The organism is Rhodopseudomonas palustris (assembly GCF_013415845.1).
GTDB classification, from domain to species: domain Bacteria; phylum Pseudomonadota; class Alphaproteobacteria; order Rhizobiales; family Xanthobacteraceae; genus Rhodopseudomonas; species Rhodopseudomonas palustris_F.
Window position 1 is genome coordinate 2,870,567 of sequence record NZ_CP058907.1, and the last position, 19,356, is coordinate 2,889,922.

Annotated in this window: 14 protein-coding genes; 6 read left to right on the forward strand and 8 right to left on the reverse strand. The window is 58.5% G+C overall.

The features are described from left to right. Positions 1-97: 97 nt before the first annotated feature. From HZF03_RS13065 to HZF03_RS13075, 3 genes are all read right to left on the reverse strand, one after another. A complete protein-coding gene (locus HZF03_RS13065) occupies positions 98-2,620 on the reverse strand; it encodes a tetratricopeptide repeat protein (RefSeq protein ID WP_179906162.1) in 2,523 nt (840 codons plus the stop codon). A 68-nt stretch (positions 2,621-2,688) separates the two neighbouring features. Next, positions 2,689-4,323 (reverse strand): glycosyltransferase, encoded by a 1,635-nt coding sequence (locus tag HZF03_RS13070; RefSeq protein ID WP_119019619.1) that lies wholly within the window; start codon positions 4,321-4,323, stop codon positions 2,689-2,691. A 29-nt stretch (positions 4,324-4,352) separates the two neighbouring features. Continuing rightward, on the reverse strand, positions 4,353-5,318 hold the full coding sequence (locus HZF03_RS13075) for a helix-turn-helix domain-containing protein (protein WP_165858164.1): 966 nt from the start codon (positions 5,316-5,318) through the stop codon (positions 4,353-4,355). A 427-nt stretch (positions 5,319-5,745) separates the two neighbouring features. Here HZF03_RS13075 and HZF03_RS13080 point away from each other — a divergent pair, with 427 nt between their 5' ends. Next, positions 5,746-7,038, forward strand: coding sequence for a Hint domain-containing protein (locus HZF03_RS13080; RefSeq protein WP_119019617.1), 1,293 nt, complete (start codon positions 5,746-5,748; stop codon positions 7,036-7,038). Positions 7,039-7,093: 55 nt separating this feature from the next. Here the strand turns inward: HZF03_RS13080 and HZF03_RS13085 are convergent, their stop codons facing one another. Further along, the gene (locus HZF03_RS13085; protein ID WP_119019616.1) at positions 7,094-7,999 is read right to left on the reverse strand and encodes a hypothetical protein; all 906 of its coding nucleotides are present in this window, start codon (positions 7,997-7,999) and stop codon (positions 7,094-7,096) included. Between the two features lie 277 nt (positions 8,000-8,276). Here HZF03_RS13085 and HZF03_RS13090 point away from each other — a divergent pair, with 277 nt between their 5' ends. Next, positions 8,277-9,494: a glycosyltransferase gene (locus tag HZF03_RS13090; RefSeq protein ID WP_338111520.1), complete on the forward strand. Its 1,218-nt coding sequence runs from the start codon at positions 8,277-8,279 to the stop codon at positions 9,492-9,494. Positions 9,495-10,810: 1,316 nt separating this feature from the next. On the opposite strand, the gene HZF03_RS13095 is transcribed toward HZF03_RS13090, so the two are convergent. Further along, positions 10,811-11,710: a metallophosphoesterase gene (locus tag HZF03_RS13095; protein ID WP_165858163.1), complete on the reverse strand. Its 900-nt coding sequence runs from the start codon at positions 11,708-11,710 to the stop codon at positions 10,811-10,813. Positions 11,711-12,195: 485 nt separating this feature from the next. Between HZF03_RS13095 and HZF03_RS24480 the strand changes: the two genes are divergently transcribed. From HZF03_RS24480 to HZF03_RS13110, 4 genes are all read left to right on the forward strand, one after another. Continuing rightward, positions 12,196-12,645 (forward strand): hypothetical protein, encoded by a 450-nt coding sequence (locus HZF03_RS24480; protein ID WP_119019612.1) that lies wholly within the window; start codon positions 12,196-12,198, stop codon positions 12,643-12,645. A gap of 2 nt (positions 12,646-12,647) precedes the next feature. Continuing rightward, a complete protein-coding gene (locus HZF03_RS13100; RefSeq protein WP_119019611.1) occupies positions 12,648-13,373 on the forward strand; it encodes an SOS response-associated peptidase in 726 nt (241 codons plus the stop codon). 4 nt (positions 13,374-13,377) lie between these two features. Beyond that, positions 13,378-14,466 (forward strand): DNA polymerase IV, encoded by a 1,089-nt coding sequence (dinB, locus tag HZF03_RS13105; RefSeq protein ID WP_119019621.1) that lies wholly within the window; start codon positions 13,378-13,380, stop codon positions 14,464-14,466. Positions 14,467-14,917: 451 nt separating this feature from the next. Then, positions 14,918-15,124: a hypothetical protein gene (locus tag HZF03_RS13110; RefSeq protein WP_133303256.1), complete on the forward strand. Its 207-nt coding sequence runs from the start codon at positions 14,918-14,920 to the stop codon at positions 15,122-15,124. An 858-nt stretch (positions 15,125-15,982) separates the two neighbouring features. On the opposite strand, the gene HZF03_RS13115 is transcribed toward HZF03_RS13110, so the two are convergent. The 3 genes from HZF03_RS13115 to HZF03_RS24625 are packed head-to-tail and all read right to left on the reverse strand — an operon-like array spanning position 15,983 to position 19,208. After that, positions 15,983-16,375, reverse strand: a complete 393-nt coding sequence (locus HZF03_RS13115; protein WP_133303255.1) for a hypothetical protein — start codon at positions 16,373-16,375, stop codon at positions 15,983-15,985. 47 nt (positions 16,376-16,422) lie between these two features. After that, positions 16,423-18,159, reverse strand: coding sequence for an ATP-binding protein (locus tag HZF03_RS13120; protein ID WP_119019610.1), 1,737 nt, complete (start codon positions 18,157-18,159; stop codon positions 16,423-16,425). After that, positions 18,156-19,208: an SIR2 family protein gene (locus tag HZF03_RS24625; protein ID WP_119019609.1), complete on the reverse strand. Its 1,053-nt coding sequence runs from the start codon at positions 19,206-19,208 to the stop codon at positions 18,156-18,158. Before HZF03_RS24625 ends, HZF03_RS13120 begins: the two co-directional genes overlap by 4 nt. Between the last annotated feature and the right edge of the window lie 148 nt (positions 19,209-19,356).

Below are 19,356 nucleotides of genomic sequence, written 5' to 3' on the forward strand. Positions count from 1 at the left end.
GGTTGATTGTGTATGGGTGACAGCTGAGCAGTGGGTTCGATCTACTCTGGGGCAATGGAAGCGTGCGGTCATTGTCCGGTGGGCGCTGCCGTAGGCGTTATCCCATCTTGTACCCCAGCAACGCCCCGACTCCGACCGAACGCTGAAACCCGCCGAACTCGAAGATCCGCGTCGTTTTGCGCCAGCCGTCGTCGGGCGCGGTGCTGATGAAGGTGGCGAAGGCGCGGCTGAGCAGGCCGGGGCCGGTCGACAGCCACTGGTAATCGTGATCGCCGCGGATCAGCGCGGCGCAGCCCTGCGCCAGCGCCGCGCACACGATCGGGTGGCCGGGCACGGCGGCGATGAAGCTGTTTCCGAGGGCGCCCTCTATCTGCTGCACGGCCGCGAACTGCGTGCCGTCCGGTAGGATCTCGGCGAGGCCGGCGAAGCAGCGGTCGTCGGCGTCGGCCCACACCCCGCCGCCTTGCGCCAGCCAGGCTAGCCGGAACAGGTCGGCGCGCTGGGCGGCGTCGCCGCACAGCGCATAGGCCTCGCTCACCTCGTCGGCGCATTGGGCGTCGATGAACGCGGCGGCGCTGTCGGCGTCGAAGCGCAGATAGGCGAAGCCGGGATTGCGCGCGGTCCAGCTCTGCATCAGCCAGCCGACATCGTCCGGCGGCTCGACCTCGTGCCACAGCTGCGCGATCCGCCGCGGGATCGCCGGCGCCGCGTCGTCCGGCGCGTTCGGCGGCGCGAACAGCCCACTGCGGCGCGCGGCGTCGAGCAGCGCGGTCGCTGCCGCAGTGTTGTCGGGATAGTCGAGGAACAGCCTGCGCAGCCGGGCGAAGCGAGGTTGTGGCGGGTCGGTCCGCGCGGCGGCGAGTTCAGCCGCGACCGCGTTGTCGAGCGCCAGCTCGTCGATAAGCTGGCCGAGGTGGGTTTGCGACAGATGGGGTGGGGTGCGCTTCAGCAGCGATTCGGCGGTCTGCATTCGGGCGTGATGGCCGAGATGGCGGCGCGCCGCCGGTGCGTCGCAGCGGTGGAGCTGCAGCCGCGCCAGTTCGAGTTCGGGTTGCGGGCTGGCCGGCGTCAGCATCTGCGCCGTCTCGGCCTGCGCCACCGCGGCGTCGAGGTCGCCGTCGGCCTCGGCGCAGCGCGCCAGCAGCAGCGCGTGGCGGGCGCGGTCCGGTGCCGTCTCCGGCTGCAGCGCCTGCAGCGCCGCGCGGGCGGTGTTGGTGTAGCCCTGGTCGAGCAGCAGCTCGGCCCGCAGCAGCGCCGGCGCCATCGCGCCGGCGGCGCCATGGCGGTCGAGCGTCGCCTGCGCGGCCGTGTAGTTGCGCAGCCGGCGCAGCGCCTCGGTCTTGGCGATCACCAGCGCCGGATGCGGGCCGAGCCGGTCCAGTGCATCGTCGAACACCGCGATGCCGGCGGCGATCTCGCCCTGCGCCAGCAACGCGCGGCCGAGCTGCAGCAGCGGCGAGGGATGCTGCGGGTGCGCCGCCGCCCAGCGCCGGGCGCAGTTCGCCGCTGCGGCGTTGGCGCCGGCGATCAGATGATGCTCGACCAATTGCTCGCACGCGGCGAAATGCGTCGGCGCCAGCGCAAGCGCCTGGTCGAGCCGCGCCAGCGAGTCGGCCGGCCGGCCCAGCGCGCGGTCCTCGATCGCCAGCTGCACCAGCACCGCCGCCCGGTCCGGCGCCTGCGCCAGCGCGCGGGTGAACGCCGCATGCGCCTCGGCCCGCTGCCCCTGCGCCCTGAGGAGCGCGCCCTGCTGCATCAGCGCCGCCGGGTCCTCCGCGTCCAGCGCCAGCACCGCGGCGATCTCCGCGCTGGCTTCGGCGAAGCGGCCGAGGTCGCGATACTCGGTTGCGAGTTCGAGCCGGATCGCCGGCGTGGCGACAATCGCGGCGGCGTCCTGCAGCGCTGCTAGCGCCGCGCCGCGCTGGCCCTGCCGGCGGTGCAGCCGGGCGAGGCCGAGCCGCGCGCCGAGATGCGCTGGCGCCAGTGCGATGGCCTGCGCCAGCGCCGCGGCGGCGTCGTCGGTGCGGCCGAGTTCGCGTAGGTCGTCGGCAAGTTCGGCGAGCACGCCGGGGTCGTCGGGGGCGCTCGCGGCGGCGTCCTGCAGCACCGCCAGCGCGCCGGCCCGATCGCCCAGCACGCGCCGCACATGCGCCAGCGCCACCCGCGCCCCCACCCCCCCGGCGTGCGCGGCGATCACCCGCTCGAGGATCACCGCGGCTTCCTCCGGGCGGCCGAGAACGCGCAGGTCCGCGGCGATCTCGGTCTGCAGGCCGGTATGGTCAGGTGCGATCGCCGCGGCCTCCTGCAGAACGGCCAGCGACGCGGCGCGGTCGCCCTGCCTCCGCCGCAGCCGGGCGAGGCCGAGCCGGGCGCCGATATGCGCGGGGTGGCGCGCTATCAGCTGTTGCAGCAGCGCGTCGGCTTCCCCGGTGCGGCCGAGTTCGCGCAGGTCGTCTGCGATCTCCGCCTGCACGCCCGCATGGTCGGGGTCGAGCACCGCCGCGGATTGCAGTGTCGCCAGCGATCCTGGGCGATCACCTCGCCGACGCAGCGCATGGGCGATCGTCACCAACTCGTCGATCGACGCGCCGTCGTCGGGATGGCTCCGGTCCGCCTGCAATTCGCACTCCCCGCAATCTATCAATCAACAATCAAATCGTCGCCGGCCGCGGCGGGCCCGGCCTGATGCTAAGCCTGCCCGGCCGACAGCTCGTGGCGCAGCGCGTCGAGTCGGGCGCCGACCGCTGCGGTCACTGCGTCGAGCCCGTGCAGCCGTACGATCTGGCGCCGCGCGGCCTCGATTTTGCGCAGCACTGCGTTCCCGTCGCTGCGCACCCGTCGCAGATGATCGACCGCGCCTGCAAGATCCGGCTCCGCCCATTGGCTGCCGTCGGAGAAGATATACGCGCCGCTTTCAACTTCGACGAGACGATAGTCGACGGTGAAGCCGGTCGCGGCGTCGAGGAAGCTGGTGCTTCCGGAGTAGTCGGTCGCGATCACCGGAGTACCCAGGTACATCGCCTCGGCAATGATCCGGCCAAATCCCTCGGAGCGGTGCAGCGAGACGAAGCAGTCGATGTCCGCGATCAGTCCACACACCTCGGCGCGCGACATCGGCCCGTCGAGCAACGCAATCCGGTCGTCGTCCCCGATCCGAGCCAGCACACGGTGGAACGCATCGGGATGCACATGGCCATTGATGCTCTTGATCAGCAGCCGCTCGTTGCCAAAGCGGTCCGGGAAGGCAGCCTGGAAAGCCGCGATGGCGCCGAGCGGGTTCTTTCGCGCGATGTAAGAGTTGAAATCGAACATCGTCAGAAACACGAAATCGGCGGCGCTGAAATTCGCGGTGGCGCGGGCGAAGGGCGCGACCGCCTCGACGCCGACATAAGGCGGCATGAATCGCACCGGCCGGGTAGTGGCGCGCGCGAACACCCGGGCGACGAAATGGCTGATAGCCCAGATTTCGTCCATCGCGTCGAATGCGTGCCGCCAGTACTGCGGCACCGTGCTCAATTCCCATGGCCAGTAGCCGATATTGTAGCGATGCGCGAACAGGTCGGCGCCGCGCTCGATCCGCAGCCGCTCGGTTTCGAACGCGGTCATGCAGAACACGTTGATCGGAAACACCGGCCGATCGACGAACAGCGAGGCCAGCGCGCTTGGCGCCGAAGTGGCGCGCGTCTCGGACAGCTCGACATTGTAGATGCAGAACGGCACATCGGCGTGCCGCAGCACCGCGGCGAGGCAGCGGATGTCCTCGCCGATTCCGAACACGCCCTCGGCGTAGCCGATCAGGTTGACGCCGATCCGAGCATTGCCGGCTTGCTGTTCCGCTTTGAAACCCTCAACAACATCGATGACCTCACCAGCTTCCACCCGAGCAGTAGCATGGCCTATACATTCCCCTGGAGATATGACGCCTTCGGACAAAGCGCGAAAGCTACGTATCTCACTGTGGGTGACGAATGGAGCAAGGCCAAATTCGGGGACGCCTTGCTCGTAATACCATTCATGAAGCATAGGGGTTGGGAGGCTGAGCTTGTCCGCAACTGTCGCAGCAAACAGTTCAAGGCGTGTGAGGTAGCGTCCGGCCGGCTCGGACAGATACCGAAAGAAGTCGGAGTCAATTACGATGCCGTGGTACCGTCGGCGACCGTTGATCGCGGCCCACAGCAGAAAGAAGCCCGCTTCTTCTTCTGTCGGCGTCCTGCAATCACCGGACAGCTCGTCGCGCAGCACGTAGATCGAGCGAAGCACAGGATCGCGTTCGAAGATCTTTAGGGCTTTCAACAAGGTGTTGTTTTCAACGGTCTCAACCATTTGAGCCAAGCATCAATGATCCGACTAGACTACCGAAGTTCGGCAATCCTCCGCAGGTGGGCCGCGAGACAGCTCGAACCGATCGCCTGAGATCGGAAGGGCTGCATGTAGCCTTTCATTTTGGCATTCTTGCGTGCGTCGCCCGGGCTGATGCCATAGGCATTTCGGAAGAGCCGATTGAAGGTCCCAAGATTGGAGAAGCCATAGCGGTGTGCGATCTGCGCAATGCGCTGATCGGCGAGTTCCGGTGTCACGATCTCTACCCAAGTCTTTTGAAGACGGGCTTTGCGGATATAACTAGCGATGCCGCCGACCGGCTCGAAAAGTCGATAAACCGAAGAACGGGAGAGGCCGAAATTGACCGCGATGAAGTTGGCATCAAGAAATGGTGAGGCGAGGTTCCGTTCGATATAGCGACGGATGGTAACGAAAGATGCGAGGGGGCGGCCGACGCGGGGAGCAAGTTGAGCTTGTGGTATCGTACGAACGGCGTTGGCCGCCAACTCGATTAGACCGTCCGCCAGCGAGTCAAAGTGGTCCGAAGTCAACGAGTGGGTTTGGTCGGAAAGGCATTGAAGGCAGTAGCCGAGCATCCTGCCTGCGGCCGTATCTCCCTTGAGAACAATTCCGTGCAGGTCGTTTTCAGTGCTGATTGAGCCCTGAAAACGGTAACGCGGGATCCAAAGTGTTATCGCCTCGCTAATGGATTGCAAGATCGCAAGCTGCAATGTGACCGTGCGAGATAGATCGGTAAAAACAACATCGCCCTGGCTGGTGTCTATTGAAATGTGCTCGGCACCGGCAGTGGCGCCGCCAGCAGCGAAGAACGTTACGGCGAAATGGTCTAGCTGGTCGTGTTCGATCGTAGCATTCGATCGTACCAAACGAACGCGGCTTGCTTGCAGATTGGTCAGTACGAATCGGTTTGTGGAATAGCACGCGAAGTTGCCCTCAAACCGTCCAATTTCGTCGGGATCCGCCGCAACATCGAACACATTCGCGATCGATTGGCACCATGTGTCAAATGACACTGCATGCTGTGTGTTCGATGCGGCGGGGCGCCCACTAACAGGCTCTCCAGGAGGAGAAATTTTGGTTGGCTCAGTGGACGATTGCATCGCCCGCACCGTTACGACGATGGTCGCTCTGAATTGGAGTCCGCCGGCCGCGTGTTGGAGTTAGTTGCAATCGAGTGCAATAGATGGCGCGCCGGCATGCGGGACTGTGGGGCATCGTAGTGCGTATCCGGTGGAGCGCGAAGCAGTTGATGATCAGTTTAAATGTCTCATAAAACAATCATATCATGTCAAATGGCGCAAACGCATTGATTTCAAAAAAATCGCGATAGATAATGTTGATCGTAACATCCGATACGGGTGCGTCTCACCTGAACCATAAGATATTACCAGGGATGGAGTGACGATGATGGTCATCGGTACACCAAAGGTGCAGTCGATTAGTTGGGGAGCGCCAACGGGCGCCGTCAATCGGAGTGGCGTCTCGTTCTTGAATGAAGGCGACAGTGTTTCGATTACCTACAAATTCGACCGTAACGTCTCGTCCCTCTTTCATCCGGGGTCGAATGCCGAATATATCGTTCTAAACAATGGCGAAAAGGCCTTTGTCTCCGAGGTGCATGGTAACCAGGTGAAATTCTCGTACACGGTCAAGCCAAGCGACGATATAGTAGGTCTTGGTCTGATCGGTCCGACGGGTACTGAGATCTTCGGTCACGGCGGCCAGCATCTGTCATTTAATTATAGTGGACATGCCGTCTCAGCTCCAAAGGGATTAGAAATCGTCGACACCGCACCGCCAACCATAACCATCGATACAATCGCCGGAGACGATGTGTTGAGTCGTGTCGAGGCGCGGCATGGGCTCAGAATTTCCGGGACGACAACGGCGGAGAACGGCCAAACCGTTGTTGTTCGTGTGGTTGATGAATCAAATAACAAAGTAATTGAAAAGATTTCGGGTACGGTTTCGAATGGGAAGTGGGAGGTCGACCTTAGCAGATACGACGCGTTGCGCTTATCCGACCCAACCTATAGGGTTACCGCTGAAGTCGCCGATTTTGCCGGCAACAAATCGGCGGACGCTCGGTACTTCACCTCGACTATCTGCTTCATGGCGGGAACTCGAATTCAGACCGTCGATGGACAGGTGATGGTTGAGACGTTGAAGCGCGGCGACACTGTCGTCTGCGCGGATGGCCGGGTGAGGACTGTGAATTGGCTCGGGCGACAAACTGTTTCGACGGTATTTGCCAATAGTGTGAGAGTGCTTCCAATTAGGATTATGGCGGGTGCGATTAGCGACGGCGTTCCATCAAGAGACTTGCTAATCTCACCTGATCACGCACTGCTTATTGACGGCATTCTTATTCACGCCGGAGCCTTGGTAAACGGGACTTCGGTCGTCCGAGAGACGGACGTTCCTCGCACATTCATGTATTACCACGTCGAAGTAAGCGATCATTCGCTCATTCTTGCTGAGGGAACTCCCGCCGAAACATTCGTTGATAACGTAGATCGTTTGGCGTTTGACAATTGGGCAGAACACGAGGCCCTGTATCCTGGGGGGCTCACGCTCTCCGAAATGCCGTATCCACGAGCAAAATCCCACCGGCAAGTGCCGGTCAGAACACGTGTTAGGTTGGCAGAACGTGCCCGCCTGATCGGCGTACGGCCAGATCAATTAGCAGTCGGTTGATCTTCATAATCCAGGTCGACGTGATTTACGACACCTCTGGCCACTCGTGTTCATGTCACTCGGTCGAATCGGAGGCTTCGCGCGGACGGCTACGAAAAACTCGGACTCTGCCGGTCGTCATAGGTGGGATCGCCGGTTGCGAGTGGGACGTAACGATGGGATCGGCAGCACCCAGCCCCTCAATCGTTATTCGCAATCCGACCATCGGCTCACGTCCAGTTGGTCCGGACAGCGAGATGCGCTGCCCGGTGGCACGTAGCGTTGGAGAATTGAGAAAGATCGCCTCCGCCAAAAAGTGCACGTTTCCTGCGCTGCGGCCGGTCATTTCGAGAAGAAGGCCGGAAATTGGCAATGCTTTGCCGCGAGTGCCGGAGAAAGTGCCTGTCGCGACCAAGTCGACCTGACTGCTTCTGGTCTCCATCGTCTTCACCGCATATCTCAAGTGGAGGTCTTTAGGCTGTCCGGGCCAAGTCAGCATGACACCTTCGATTCGAGAAGGAGATCCGGGGCCTGCGACCCACTCGTTTGGACCCACGACTACGTCTCCGCGGCCTGCAACGTGTCCGAGAAGTCGGAAGCTGTTCAGATCGAGCTCGCGTGAACTAGATCTTGGCGTTGTGGAAGGGGAAGCGGGATCGACGCCTTGCGACAAAGGCTCAATCTGCACAGTCGCTGCCTGCGAGCCGCCATATCTCGAGGGATGGACGCGGACGTTGATTGATGCAGGAAGCGCGGTTCGGACAATCAGCGTGGTACCGGGCTGCCACAATACTGGGGTGGTCTCGTCCGGATGCAGAATAAATTCGATATCGCCCTCGCTGCCCGGCATCGCGCTCACGACGATCTTAGGAGGAGCATTCTTGTCCTCGGCGCCGTGGTACGTAACGACGTACAGTCCCCGGTCGAGCTTGAGTTGTTTGTCTGGTCCGTGAGCGGGATCACGTTGTATCGTAGTTCTCATCGCACGGCGCCTTTTAAATACGGAATGCACGCATTCTGTGTCTGGCAATCGAACCAGGATGACATACTTAGATGTCTGCAATAACAGGGATTGTGCGAAGGGCGATAGACCAGATTCTGGCCAAAAATTATGTCTTTTTGATCACTCGTATCGCGGCCTGTATCTATCGTTCGATACTTCATGCAGAGTAATTCGTTTCATGCGGATCCTATTTATCCACAATAATTTTCCTGCTCAGTTTAGAGCTCTCGCATCGTGCCTCTCTCGCGAGCGGGGAGTGTCTGTCGCGGCTATCGGCGCAGGCGGATCGCAGGCCTTAGAGGGAGTTCAATTGGTAAGATATTCGCTGGACTTTGCGGATGTATCTGCCACGCACCCATTTGCACGTCGTTTCGACTTGGAGTGTCGGCGCGCGGAACAAGTTCTCTATGCTTTGTCGGCGCTGGCATCGCGGGGATTTGTGCCCGACGTTGTCGTTGCGCATCCAGGCTGGGGCGAGACGATCCCGGTGCGGACCGTATTCCCATCAGCAAAGACTATTTTGTACTGCGAGTTTTTCTATAGAGCGAACGGCCAGGATTGCGGATTTGATCCAGAGTTTCCGTCGACCGGTCTGGATGGTCATGTGGGATTGCATCTGAAGAACGCTGCCACCTTGTTAGCATTAGAGGACTGTGATGTCGGTGTGTCGCCGACTTCTTGGCAGCACTCGACGTACCCCGCGCATTTTCGTCCGAAGATTCACACGATCCATGAAGGAATAGACACCTCGATCGTGAAGCCAAATGCTGATGCAAAGGTCATTCTGCCAGACGGATCAGCCGTAAGTGAGAAAGATGAAGTGCTCACGTATGTATCTAGAGATTTTGAGCCGCTGAGAGGTTTTCACGTCTTTATGCGCGCGCTCCCTGCGATTATGCGACATCGGCCAAATTTGAGGGTGATGATCGTTGGGAGAGATGGTACATCTTATGGTGCTCATCCGCCGACGGGTAAGACCTGGAAGTCTATCTTTCTTGAAGAAGTGAGGGGCAAGATAGATCTTGGCCGCGTCCACTTTCTTGGACCATTGCAATATGACCAGTACCTACGAGTGCTCCAAATATCGTCAGTCCACGTGTATTTGACTTATCCGTTTGTTCTGTCTTGGTCGTGTCTCGAAGCCATGAGTGCAGGCTGCGTCGTAGTCGGTTCGGATACCGAGCCCGTTCGGGAGGTTATCAACGGGGAGAATGGATTGTTGGTGCCGTTCTTTGACGCGGGCGAATTGGCGCGTCGAGTTGTCGATGTACTCGCAGACCCTGAACAATATGAGGCGATGCGCAAGGTTGCACGAGAGTATATCGTTGCAAATTTCGACTTACAGACGGTGTGCTTGCCGAAAATGCTATCGTTGGTGAGGTCTGTCTGTGCGTCTCGATCGTCGTTTTTGGGACGGCGAGTATGGCCGGGACGTCAAGTACGCCGAAGTGAACACGGAGGTAAATTAGGGTGACGTCATGGCGGCGAGGCCAATGCGCATGGCCACATACGGCTTGATTAGCGTATTCGGTCTGTCATATGCAAAAAAATGATTAGAAGAAGTTGCCTGTCTACGCAATGATTGTCCGACGTACTCAAGTTAAATGGTGAGGCGACGATTGGTGCGATAGAGGGTGGATGATTAGCAATTATTACCGACGCCACGTGCGAGTAAGTCGGCAACAAATTGTGCGTCTTCTTTTAGGATCAAGCTAGAGCCGGCTCCTCGTCCGTCCGCGGCAAGGCGAATGAGCGTCCCGTGCTTTGGGCCGCTGTCCGCTTCTTTGAAAAACACGATTCTATCAACGTTGATCCAAACCGGTCGTCCATCAGCGTCCGTAAACTCGAAGAACTTCATTTCTGACGCGGGATGTCTGCGGCGAGGGGGCATCGAAATATTCGAGTTGTTAGAGTGAATGTGGGAAAGCGTGCTTAGAGCGCATGCTTTAAAGGTGCGCTAGGATGTCGACTGAAGCAGTTCTTGTCCAGGGCGTCGTGTAGGAAGGTGGATAACGTTAGTTCAATCGTAGCGCTGGTGTGTGTGCGTGGAGATAAGGGGAATAACGACGGTATCATTATGACGAAAAGTTCGTCGTAGCGCCGTTAGGCGGGGCGGGCCGTCATGCTCGCAAACCTTCGGGACGCGGTGTTATTCCGCGCGCCGCGCGGTGTCGCCACAATCCGACCGGTGCCGCCATGATCATCTCGTTGATTGTGATGATCTCGAGCGCCTGCGCCACGGGGTACATGCTGACCAGCGTCTATTGGGGGGGGCGAAAAGGTCCACGACGCCTTGGCCAACGCGACCCTCGCCCTCGTCGCGCTCCATGTCCTGGGCGTCATCCTGGTCAGCTTCGAACACCGCGAAAACCTAGTGAAGGCCATGTCACGGGCGCGGAAGCGCGAGCTGTAGCGAACGAGCGTGCGCCAGAGGAGAGCGCCTCTAGGCCTCCACCTGCCCGAATCTTGGATGGCAAGGCGGCCGGAGGAGTGGAGCTGGTGAGCGTGCTGGATCGCAAGCTCGGTTTTGTTAGAGCTCTGCGATCGTCACTGACCCGGAAGTTTTCGGTTCTGATACTCTGGCCTTGATTGGGCGAACTGCATCGGGGATGCGTCCAGCTCCTTGTCGCATGTAGCGCAGGTGTTTGCTGTCTTGGCCTGCAATTATCGTCCGCTTCGGGTCACAAGCGCCGAACGGCAGACGTCCGAAAGGGGCTGGAGGTTCGCTTTTGTCTGGAGGGCGGCTGTAAGGCAGGCTTTCCCACCATGCATGCCTTCGGCCAATGGTGTTCAATACACCTTCTGATGCGTTGGACAATTGCAGGCAACGCCGAGTCCTCTATCGATGAGGACAGGAGCGGTTGCCCTCACTGTTCCACTCTGACCAGTCGAATAGAACTCCATTCTATTGCTGTCAGTGTCGATCATCACCATCGTAAGTACGTCGGTGTAAACCGCATTGGTATCCAACGAAATTCGGTTTTCTGTCACAACGGGAAGTGGCGGTGTTAACGGCGAGTGGCCGTGAACCACAACGTGCGAGAGATGGCTGACGTGATCCAAGAACGATCCTCTAATTTGGAGTAGGTCGCTCAGGTTCTGGTCGTCTGCTGGCCGGGCCGGATTGATACCGGCGTGCACGAAGAGATATTGCCCCAGGATTTCGCTCAGCGACGCTGATTGCAAGACCTCCAAGTGGTCTTCAAAACGTTCTTTGATCTCGCGGAGATCGTCGAATGTGAAACAGTCTGAGTGTCCGAGATATGAGGTAAGCGTGGTCGCTGCACCACGCGCGAACCAATCTTCCACAAACCTCTGCTCCGTCAGGGAATCGCGAAACATGAAATCATGATTTCCCAGGAGCAAACGGCTTTCAGGCCAGCGCTTCAGTGTTTCGCATACGATATTCATGGCTCCGCGGCTGTCTGGTCCGCGGTCAACGATGTCGCCCAGGAAGTAGACACGGGGGCGACGAGGAGTTTCGGCCGAATGCTCGTCTATGAACTTGATGAGAGACTCCAGGAGGTCAGAACGTCCGTGGACATCGCCAATCGCGCACACGGTCGAGTTCAGATTTAATAGATTCATCGAGGACGGGGAGGGGGCGGAGGAGATGTTGCGTCCTGGAACTGATGGAACATGACCTCGGAATATTCCCTTTCGAACCGCCTGCAGAATTGAGGCATTCATTCGGCTCGCCCTTAGACATTCGGCGGATCCCTTAAGGGTGACTCGACGAATGTTCATGAAATGTTCTATGGTGGCGCATGTCCGATCGACCCGCGAGCTGGCGCATGCCGACACCTCGACAGATGGAAAGGCTCGCGGAGGCCGCCGTCCGTAAGGAATGCGGTGGTGACCTCCGCCCCGATGACAATCTTCCCGAGGACTATTGGAGGGCCATCCTTGCCGACGCACGGGCCCAGGGAGCTCCAGCAGCATCGATCGCACGCCGCCGCGTCTCAGACGTCACTTCAGCCTCGCTTCGCGTCTCCTGCCGTCGCTGTGGCCGTCTGGTGGAGATTGGCGCAGGCGACGCTGGGCGGCTGTATGGCGCGGGGACTGCGTTAAAGGACGTCGCACGACGACTTCTTGAGGGCACGTGCGAATCCAGAACCGGCCGCTACGAAGAGGACGGCTGCTGGCCGTCCGTAGAGACGCGCTGACCGTTCCCTATGGCCCCGAAGCACCATCCAACGCCACTCTCCGGAGGCGACCGGAAGGCGCTAAAGAAGGAGCTGGGCCGAGCACGCGCAGTGACAACCCTCCTAGCGGTCCAGTCGGCTGAGCTGCGGGCGAGGGGAGAGGCTCTGATCCAGCAAGCCGACCGTCTACTGTGTGAAAGCTGGAACGAGCGGCTGTGGGCCGACGGCGGCCCAATCGACCCGTCGCCGACTATCGACCAAGCCGTCAACGGGGGCTATTGCTGGATCGAAATCGAATGCTCACGGTGCAGAACACCGAATGAGGTCGACCTGGCGGCACTCCGTCACCCGTCGACGACCTGCGTTCATGACCTTGCCAGTCGCCTTCGCTGCAGCAAGTGCGCGAAAGCAGGAAAACGGCCGCCGGCGACGCTACTTCAGCTGGCACAGCGCGCTCGACGTGTCGATCCGGAGACCTGACTTTGTGTAATCTGTACTCGATCACCACCAACCAATCGGCGATCATCGCCCTTTTCCGCGTGGTCAACCAGCACGTCGGCAACCTCGCGCCGATGCCCGGCGTATTTCCGGACTACAAGGCTCCAATCATCCGGAATGGGGTCGGCGGCCGCGAACTCGTGACTGCCAGATGGGGAATGCCGTCTTCAGCGAAGGCGCTGTTAGAAAATGCCCAAAAGCGAGCGGACAAGCTGCGAGCCAAAGGGAAGACGATCGATTTCAACGAAGTGCTGCGGATGGAGCCGGATGGCGGGACGACCAACATCCGCAATGTTAAGTCGAAGCACTGGACAAGGTGGCTTGGGCTCGAGCACCGATGCGTGGTCCCGTTAAACAGCTTCAGCGAATTCAACAAGGCCGCGGGTGGCGACATCTGGTTCGCACTCGACGAGACCCGCCCGCTCGCTTGCTTCGCCGGTATCTGGACCACCTGGACTTCGGTCCGAAAGGTGAAAGAGGGCGAGACGACCAACGACCTCTACGCGTTCCTCACGACCGAACCGAACGCCGAGGTCGGCGCCATCCATCCGAAAGCGATGCCCGTCATCCTGACAACGCCTGCCGAGGTCGAGACTTGGCTGTCGGCCTCTCAGGAGGAAGCCCTGAAGCTGCAGCGCCCGCTGCCGGACGGTGCGCTGCAGATCGTCGCTCGGGGCGTGAAGAAGGATGGGGATCTGCTCGCCGTTTGACGCCATGACCGAAACCTCTACTTCAGCCGCCCATCGTAAGATCATCCACGTCGACATGGACGCGTTCTACGCCTCGGTCGAGCAGAGGGACGATCCGGCGCTGCGGGGAAAGCCGGTCGCAGTCGGTGGCTCGCGCGAGCGCGGAGTCGTTGCAGCCGCAAGCTACGAAGCTCGCAAGTTCGGCGTACGGTCGGCGATGCCGTCCGTCACCGCGAAACGTCAATGTCCCGACCTGATCTTCGTGAAGCCGCGCTTTGAGATCTACAAGGCGATCAGCCTGCAGATCCGCGAGATCTTCGCGAAGCATACCGCGATCATAGAGCCGCTATCGCTGGACGAAGCCTATCTTGATGTGACGGAAAATCTTCAGAATATTCCGCTAGCGCGCGACATCGCCCTCGCCATCAGGGCGAAGATCAAGGAGGTCACCGGCCTCAATGCCTCCGCAGGCATCTCATACAATAAATTTCTGGCCAAGCTCGCGTCCGATCACCGCAAGCCGAACGGCCAGTATGTGATCTCGCCGGAGATGGGACCTTCGTTCGTGGAGAGTCTGCCTGTCGGCAAATTCCACGGAATAGGTCCGGCGACTGCGGCGAAGTTCAACGGGCTTGGCATTCGAACTGGTCTGGATATTCGGAATCAGACCCTCGAATTTCTGCAGGGGCATTTCGGCAAGGCCGGAACTTACTACTACTGGATCTCGCGTGGCGTCGATGAGCGGCCGGTTCGCGCCAATCGCATCCGTAAGTCGGTCGGTGCGGAAAATACCTTCTCGTCCGACCTCACCTCGTTCGAGTCGATGGTCGCGGAGCTGCAACCCCTCATCGACAAGGTCTGGGGGCATTGCGAGAGGACCGGCAATCGAGGCCGGACTGTCACTCTCAAGATCAAGTTCGCGGACTTTGAGATCGTCTCAAGAAGCAGAACGTTGGCCAGCCCTGTTTCAAGTCGTGCAGCCCTCACGACCAGATCGGTCGGGCTGCTGGAGGCTGCGATGCCTTTGCCGAAACCGGTTCGGCTTCTTGGCATCTCGTTGTCGTCGCTAAAGAACGATGACGAAGTTGAGCCGCAATTCGGACTGCCTCTCTGAGCCGCGGGTGCAGACGGCCGATCTCAATGATCTGATGTTGGTGATACATGAAAGGGCGGCGTCTCTAGTGCCGCCGCGCTAGCGCATGGTCTGTCTTGGAGGATTTCACCGGTGGCCAATACTGTCGAATGCGGAATTCCGAATGCTTGCGATACGCGGCTCGGCTTCAATGGAGGCGTACTGGAGTACGATCGCGAGCGGTAATAAGGAGCGGAAAACGCACCGTTAGCGTCGCAGGTGAGGGGCACTGAATTGGAGAATGTCGTCGGCATACCCGTTGTGCAGTTTGGCTAAACGTACCGATTACCGTCGATGCCTCTCTCCATCTGCATCAGCTTATGAGAATTGCATGATCAACGAAAAATTTTGCAAACCCTTAACCTCGAAGGCAGGCGTCGTTTGAGTTGGCGATCCGCAACACGTACGGAGATCCGATGAGCAGGAGCTAAGTGTGAATACTCCGGAAGAACTTTCTCGCCGACGAAAAGTGAAGGCTGATGCACGGGCAAAGGCCGACAACCTATTTGAGGAAGTGACACGAGACTGGGAGGAGCGCGTCGCAAGGGCCATCAAAGAAAGCATCGCGCGAGCACCTGAGCCGGTGTCCGTTGCAGAAGCGATCGAAATGCTGAAGAGATTCGATAGAGCGCAGAGTTAGATTTGCGCTCGTCGTGCATGGTGAGATCGCGTCACGCGTCACCGCCAGCCTGCCACTCTAGATGACCGCGACAGGTTTGAAAATCGAGAGCGCCTGCGCGACCCGAACCCGAATTCAGCATAAAGGTCAGCTCGTCGAATTCGACATATTGGCCGCGTGGCCTTTGAGACCCGTCAGGCGATTGATGACGTCGCGCCGCCCACAGGCATCGGGCACGCCGTCGCGCAGACAGTTCGCCATCATCAGCGGAGCATTCGGCTGCATTGCGCCGCGCTGCAGCGGCAGATCCGATAAATTGATCGGGATCGCCTGCTTGAGACTGAATGTTGTAAGCCGAAAGGGGAACAGCGTTTAGAGCCGAGCACAAAATAAGCCCTATGTCATATCTGCCTTCTGTCGGAGGTCGGGTGCTGAGCTGCGAATACTGGTGGCTGCAAACCAGCATGAATTCACCCGCCTCGGGCATTTCCCTCCGCACAACTTGTCGAATGCAAAGCGCAGTTCGACGATCTGGAAGTGGAAAGGGAGGGGAGTATGTCTCAGTCAAAGGATAAAGATATCGTGTTCTGTAAGTTGGCATTGGAGTGCATGCGTTTTTCAGAGGAATCAGGAAATTACCGCTCACTGCAATTGCAGATCGAAGCGAAGCATCCCACTATGCAAGAGTGCACTGACCAGAAAATAAGAACAGAATACACGGCGCTATTAGCACGCGTTGCAAACGCTCGAGCGTACGAACAATTGCACGGGGAAGGGAGCCTTCTAAATCTTAATCATCCATCAGTGCAGCGTCACATTAAGCGTCGTCTAATTGGAGAAGAGAGAGTGGCGGCCGCAACGGCGCAAGCGAATCGCCAGTCACGGTCCGAATTGACTTCTCGCTCCGTTATCTTCCCAAGCAGCGTCGACTGCGTCTGGTAACGACAGGTAGTAGCCGACAACGGTTTTGCCACGTAGAACTATAAACGAGACGCCGTCGGTTAGCACGACGTAGCCCTCCGGGCACTGGTCGGTAGCGTTCTGATCGAGAACAAAGTAGGCCCAGCGCGATTGCCTTTCTATTTCGTTCCCGCTGACGGGCCCATCGCAAAATTGAGCATCCATCGCCTTCTCAATCTCGACCTTATAGTTGGCTCTCCAGCGTTGGGGTATCGGTTTCAGAGTTGGGGAGAAATCTCCAGCGCATGTTACGAGAAAGTACAGCGTTTCTGAATCGCCAGATGCTTCGATGTCTACTAATGCAATTTTCAACTGTGTATCCTTGATAGGTTGAAATTCGCTCAAAATGTGAGGGCATGCTATTTGACAAGCGTCTGCCGCCTCCAGCTTTCCACTGCTTTATCAAGCGTCCCCTTGGAAGTCTTGTCTGCCCAGCAATCCCAGAATTCAATGGTCCCGCTAAGGGGCTCGCTGTTTGGTTTGGCAATGCGGATGCGGGTCGGCAGCAGAATTGCGTCACCGACTACCAGCGCTTCGCCAGTATCAAGAACAGGCAGGAGATCGCTAAATCCGCCTAAGCTATCGGGGAGCAAGCGGCGAACTACAGCTTGGTCGTCACCGTTTGTCAGCCGCATCGCGATCAGGTTGTTGCATTGGCTAACAACAGTCCGGTTCACCTCTGCCGGACGTTGGCTAATAACCACCAAACCGACGCCGTACTTTCGACCTTCTTTGGCGATGCGTTCGAACATACCAATAGCATTTTCGGCTGCTCCGGAGGTGGCGTCTTGTGGGATGTATAGGTGGGCCTCATCACAAAAGAGAGCCACAGGGTGGCGCGTTCCCTGAGCGCTCCATTGCTGCACGTGGAATGCTAGTCTAGCCACCATTCCAACAATGAGTGGCAGAATGTCGGATGGCACTTCCGAGAAGTCGATTACCTTGACGCCACCGGAGCCCCCCTTGGCCGAAGTGCCGCCGAGAAGGAGCCCAACGACCTCGTCAAGCCAACTATAACTATCGGCGATTCCGTTTCGTGGAAACAGGAAACCGAGCCTGCGGTCGGTGCGCTTTCCTTCCAGACGCTGGATCAATCGGCTTAGCTTGCCGTGAAAGTCACCTTGCTTTTCGGACCTGGCACCCGGCACCATCTCAGTGTTCAATCTATTAAGTTCCGACAGGATGAAGTCTGCTGAAAATGGAACGGGGCTGTCGATGGTAAAGTTTGCAAGAACGTCGTGATGGCCGCCCGACGTGAGGAAGTCAGTCTTAGCCTCAACAACAGCTCTTTGCATCACCATGGCCTGATTTGGCGCATTCTGATCGCTTCGATCTACGAACATTGAAACGAGCGCCTCGTAGCTCATTAACCAGTATGGCAAATGGAGCACGCCCTCGGCGAGGCCTCGGCCAGCGTCTATGTCTCCGGGGCCGGCGACGCGGAGATGCACAAATCCGTTTCCCTGCATCGAAGCATACTCACCATGCATGTCGAACACGATGGCATTGGCGCTCTCAAGTTCAGCGACTTGCTCTAGAAGTCGTGCGGTCGTCCATGACTTACCAGAGCCTGTGCTTCCAACTACGAGAGCGTGGCGTTGGAAGAGCTTGTTGCCATTCACATAAGCCTCGGCCTTCGGATCGAGCGTATATGCGCCGAGCGATAGGCGCTGGGGACCTGCTGTCACCTGAGAAATGACGCCCATGAATCGGGTAAGCCGTTCGCCTTCAAGAGCGAAGCAACAGGCGTCGATTTCTGGTACTGTCTCAAGCGTCCTCCGAAATACGTTCGCTCGAGTACCCTCGCGATCGAGAAGCGTGCCAATCAAGGTGATGCGGACGAGGTTTACTTCCGTATGAGCTTGCTCCGTTTGGTCAATGTCCGATACTTTCGCTTCTTCGAGCGCGGTGCGAGTAATCTTGTGGATGACGCCAATGAGTTTTTGGCCAGCCAAACTGCTCTGAAGCGTCACCAGTCGGTTCACTTGTAATGCGCGCAGAGCTTCAATATCGTCTACCTGAACGATCACGGTTGCCGTATCGACTGACTTCACGCGACCAAGCGCCTCCTCGTCAGAAAAATTAAAGATGCTCATGCAAGTACCCCTATTACATGGTTGAGAAATTGATCGAGTCGCCAAAGTGGCTGATCAAGCGTGAACCCGGTTGGTATTGCGTTTGTGTAGGCGAGAGCGCCGCTCGTAGCTCCTTCTTCGATCGCTAAGTATCGGCGGCATCGTCCGCTAGAAAGGAATGCTTTTGCAGCTGGTGACAATTCTTTTGTGAGGACAATGAGAGGAACGGCATCGCGGTCGCAGCGCTCAACCAGTTTTGTTTGCAGGTGCTCATCGTTGAATCCGTACCCGACGCATAAATACGCGCGGGCAGATGATAGCGCGCTGTCGCTGCAGCTCAATATTGTACGAAAGGGTTCACCATGCGTCAGGCGAAATTTGTCCAGGCCCGGTGTGACCATGAGTGGTACGTAGCCGGGCGGGACAGATCCGGTGTTACGTAGTCCGACTATTTGATGGTCGGAATCCTGGAACCAGTCGAGAGACCCGTGAACCTTCCAAATTGCGACAGTGCGTAGAGGTCGACCCTCGACGGTTATTCGAACGTTTGATGAAGGTGCCCGATTTTGAAGATGACCGTAGGTGAATCCAGTGAAGGTGCTGATATTTGCGGCGTCAGCTGCGTATTCGGCAAGGCGATCATAATTAGGGGTTACGACGTGTAGCGTTTTGTGGGTACTGTCGAAGAGGTGCGTGTATAGGCGGGTTAGCGGGAGGTAGCGTCGATCCGTCAGCAGAGTGTCTAGAACATTCATATCGTATGGTACGAGAAATTGGCGGGTCGCACTTGCGATGAAGTGTGTTTGTCTCTCGGTTGGGCGTACAGATTGAAGAGCGCTTTCGAGGTCAACGCCGCGTTTTAGCTCCGCGAGAAGAGCCGTCCATTCGTTGGTTTCATGCGTCGTCCAGCCGGGATCCGCATGCGCTGCAGATAGATGAGTGGCCAAAGCGTTCATGCTGGGTACGCCATGTGCAGCTGATGCCCCGCTCCCGAGGATGATCACCGGTGCTAAGCTAAGTGTGCTTTGCGCAAATTCTTGAGCCAAATCGGCGGCTGACGGCTTTGCCATTCTGATTAGTTCCTAAAAATGCCTACGAATGGCGGAGCTCTTGCGAATCGTAGAGCGGTAAGAAGCGCATGACGGCGTTGAGCTTGACGAGTTGTGGAGCAGCTCTAACCGATTGAAGCATCTGCAATGCAAGGCGCTGCAAACGTGC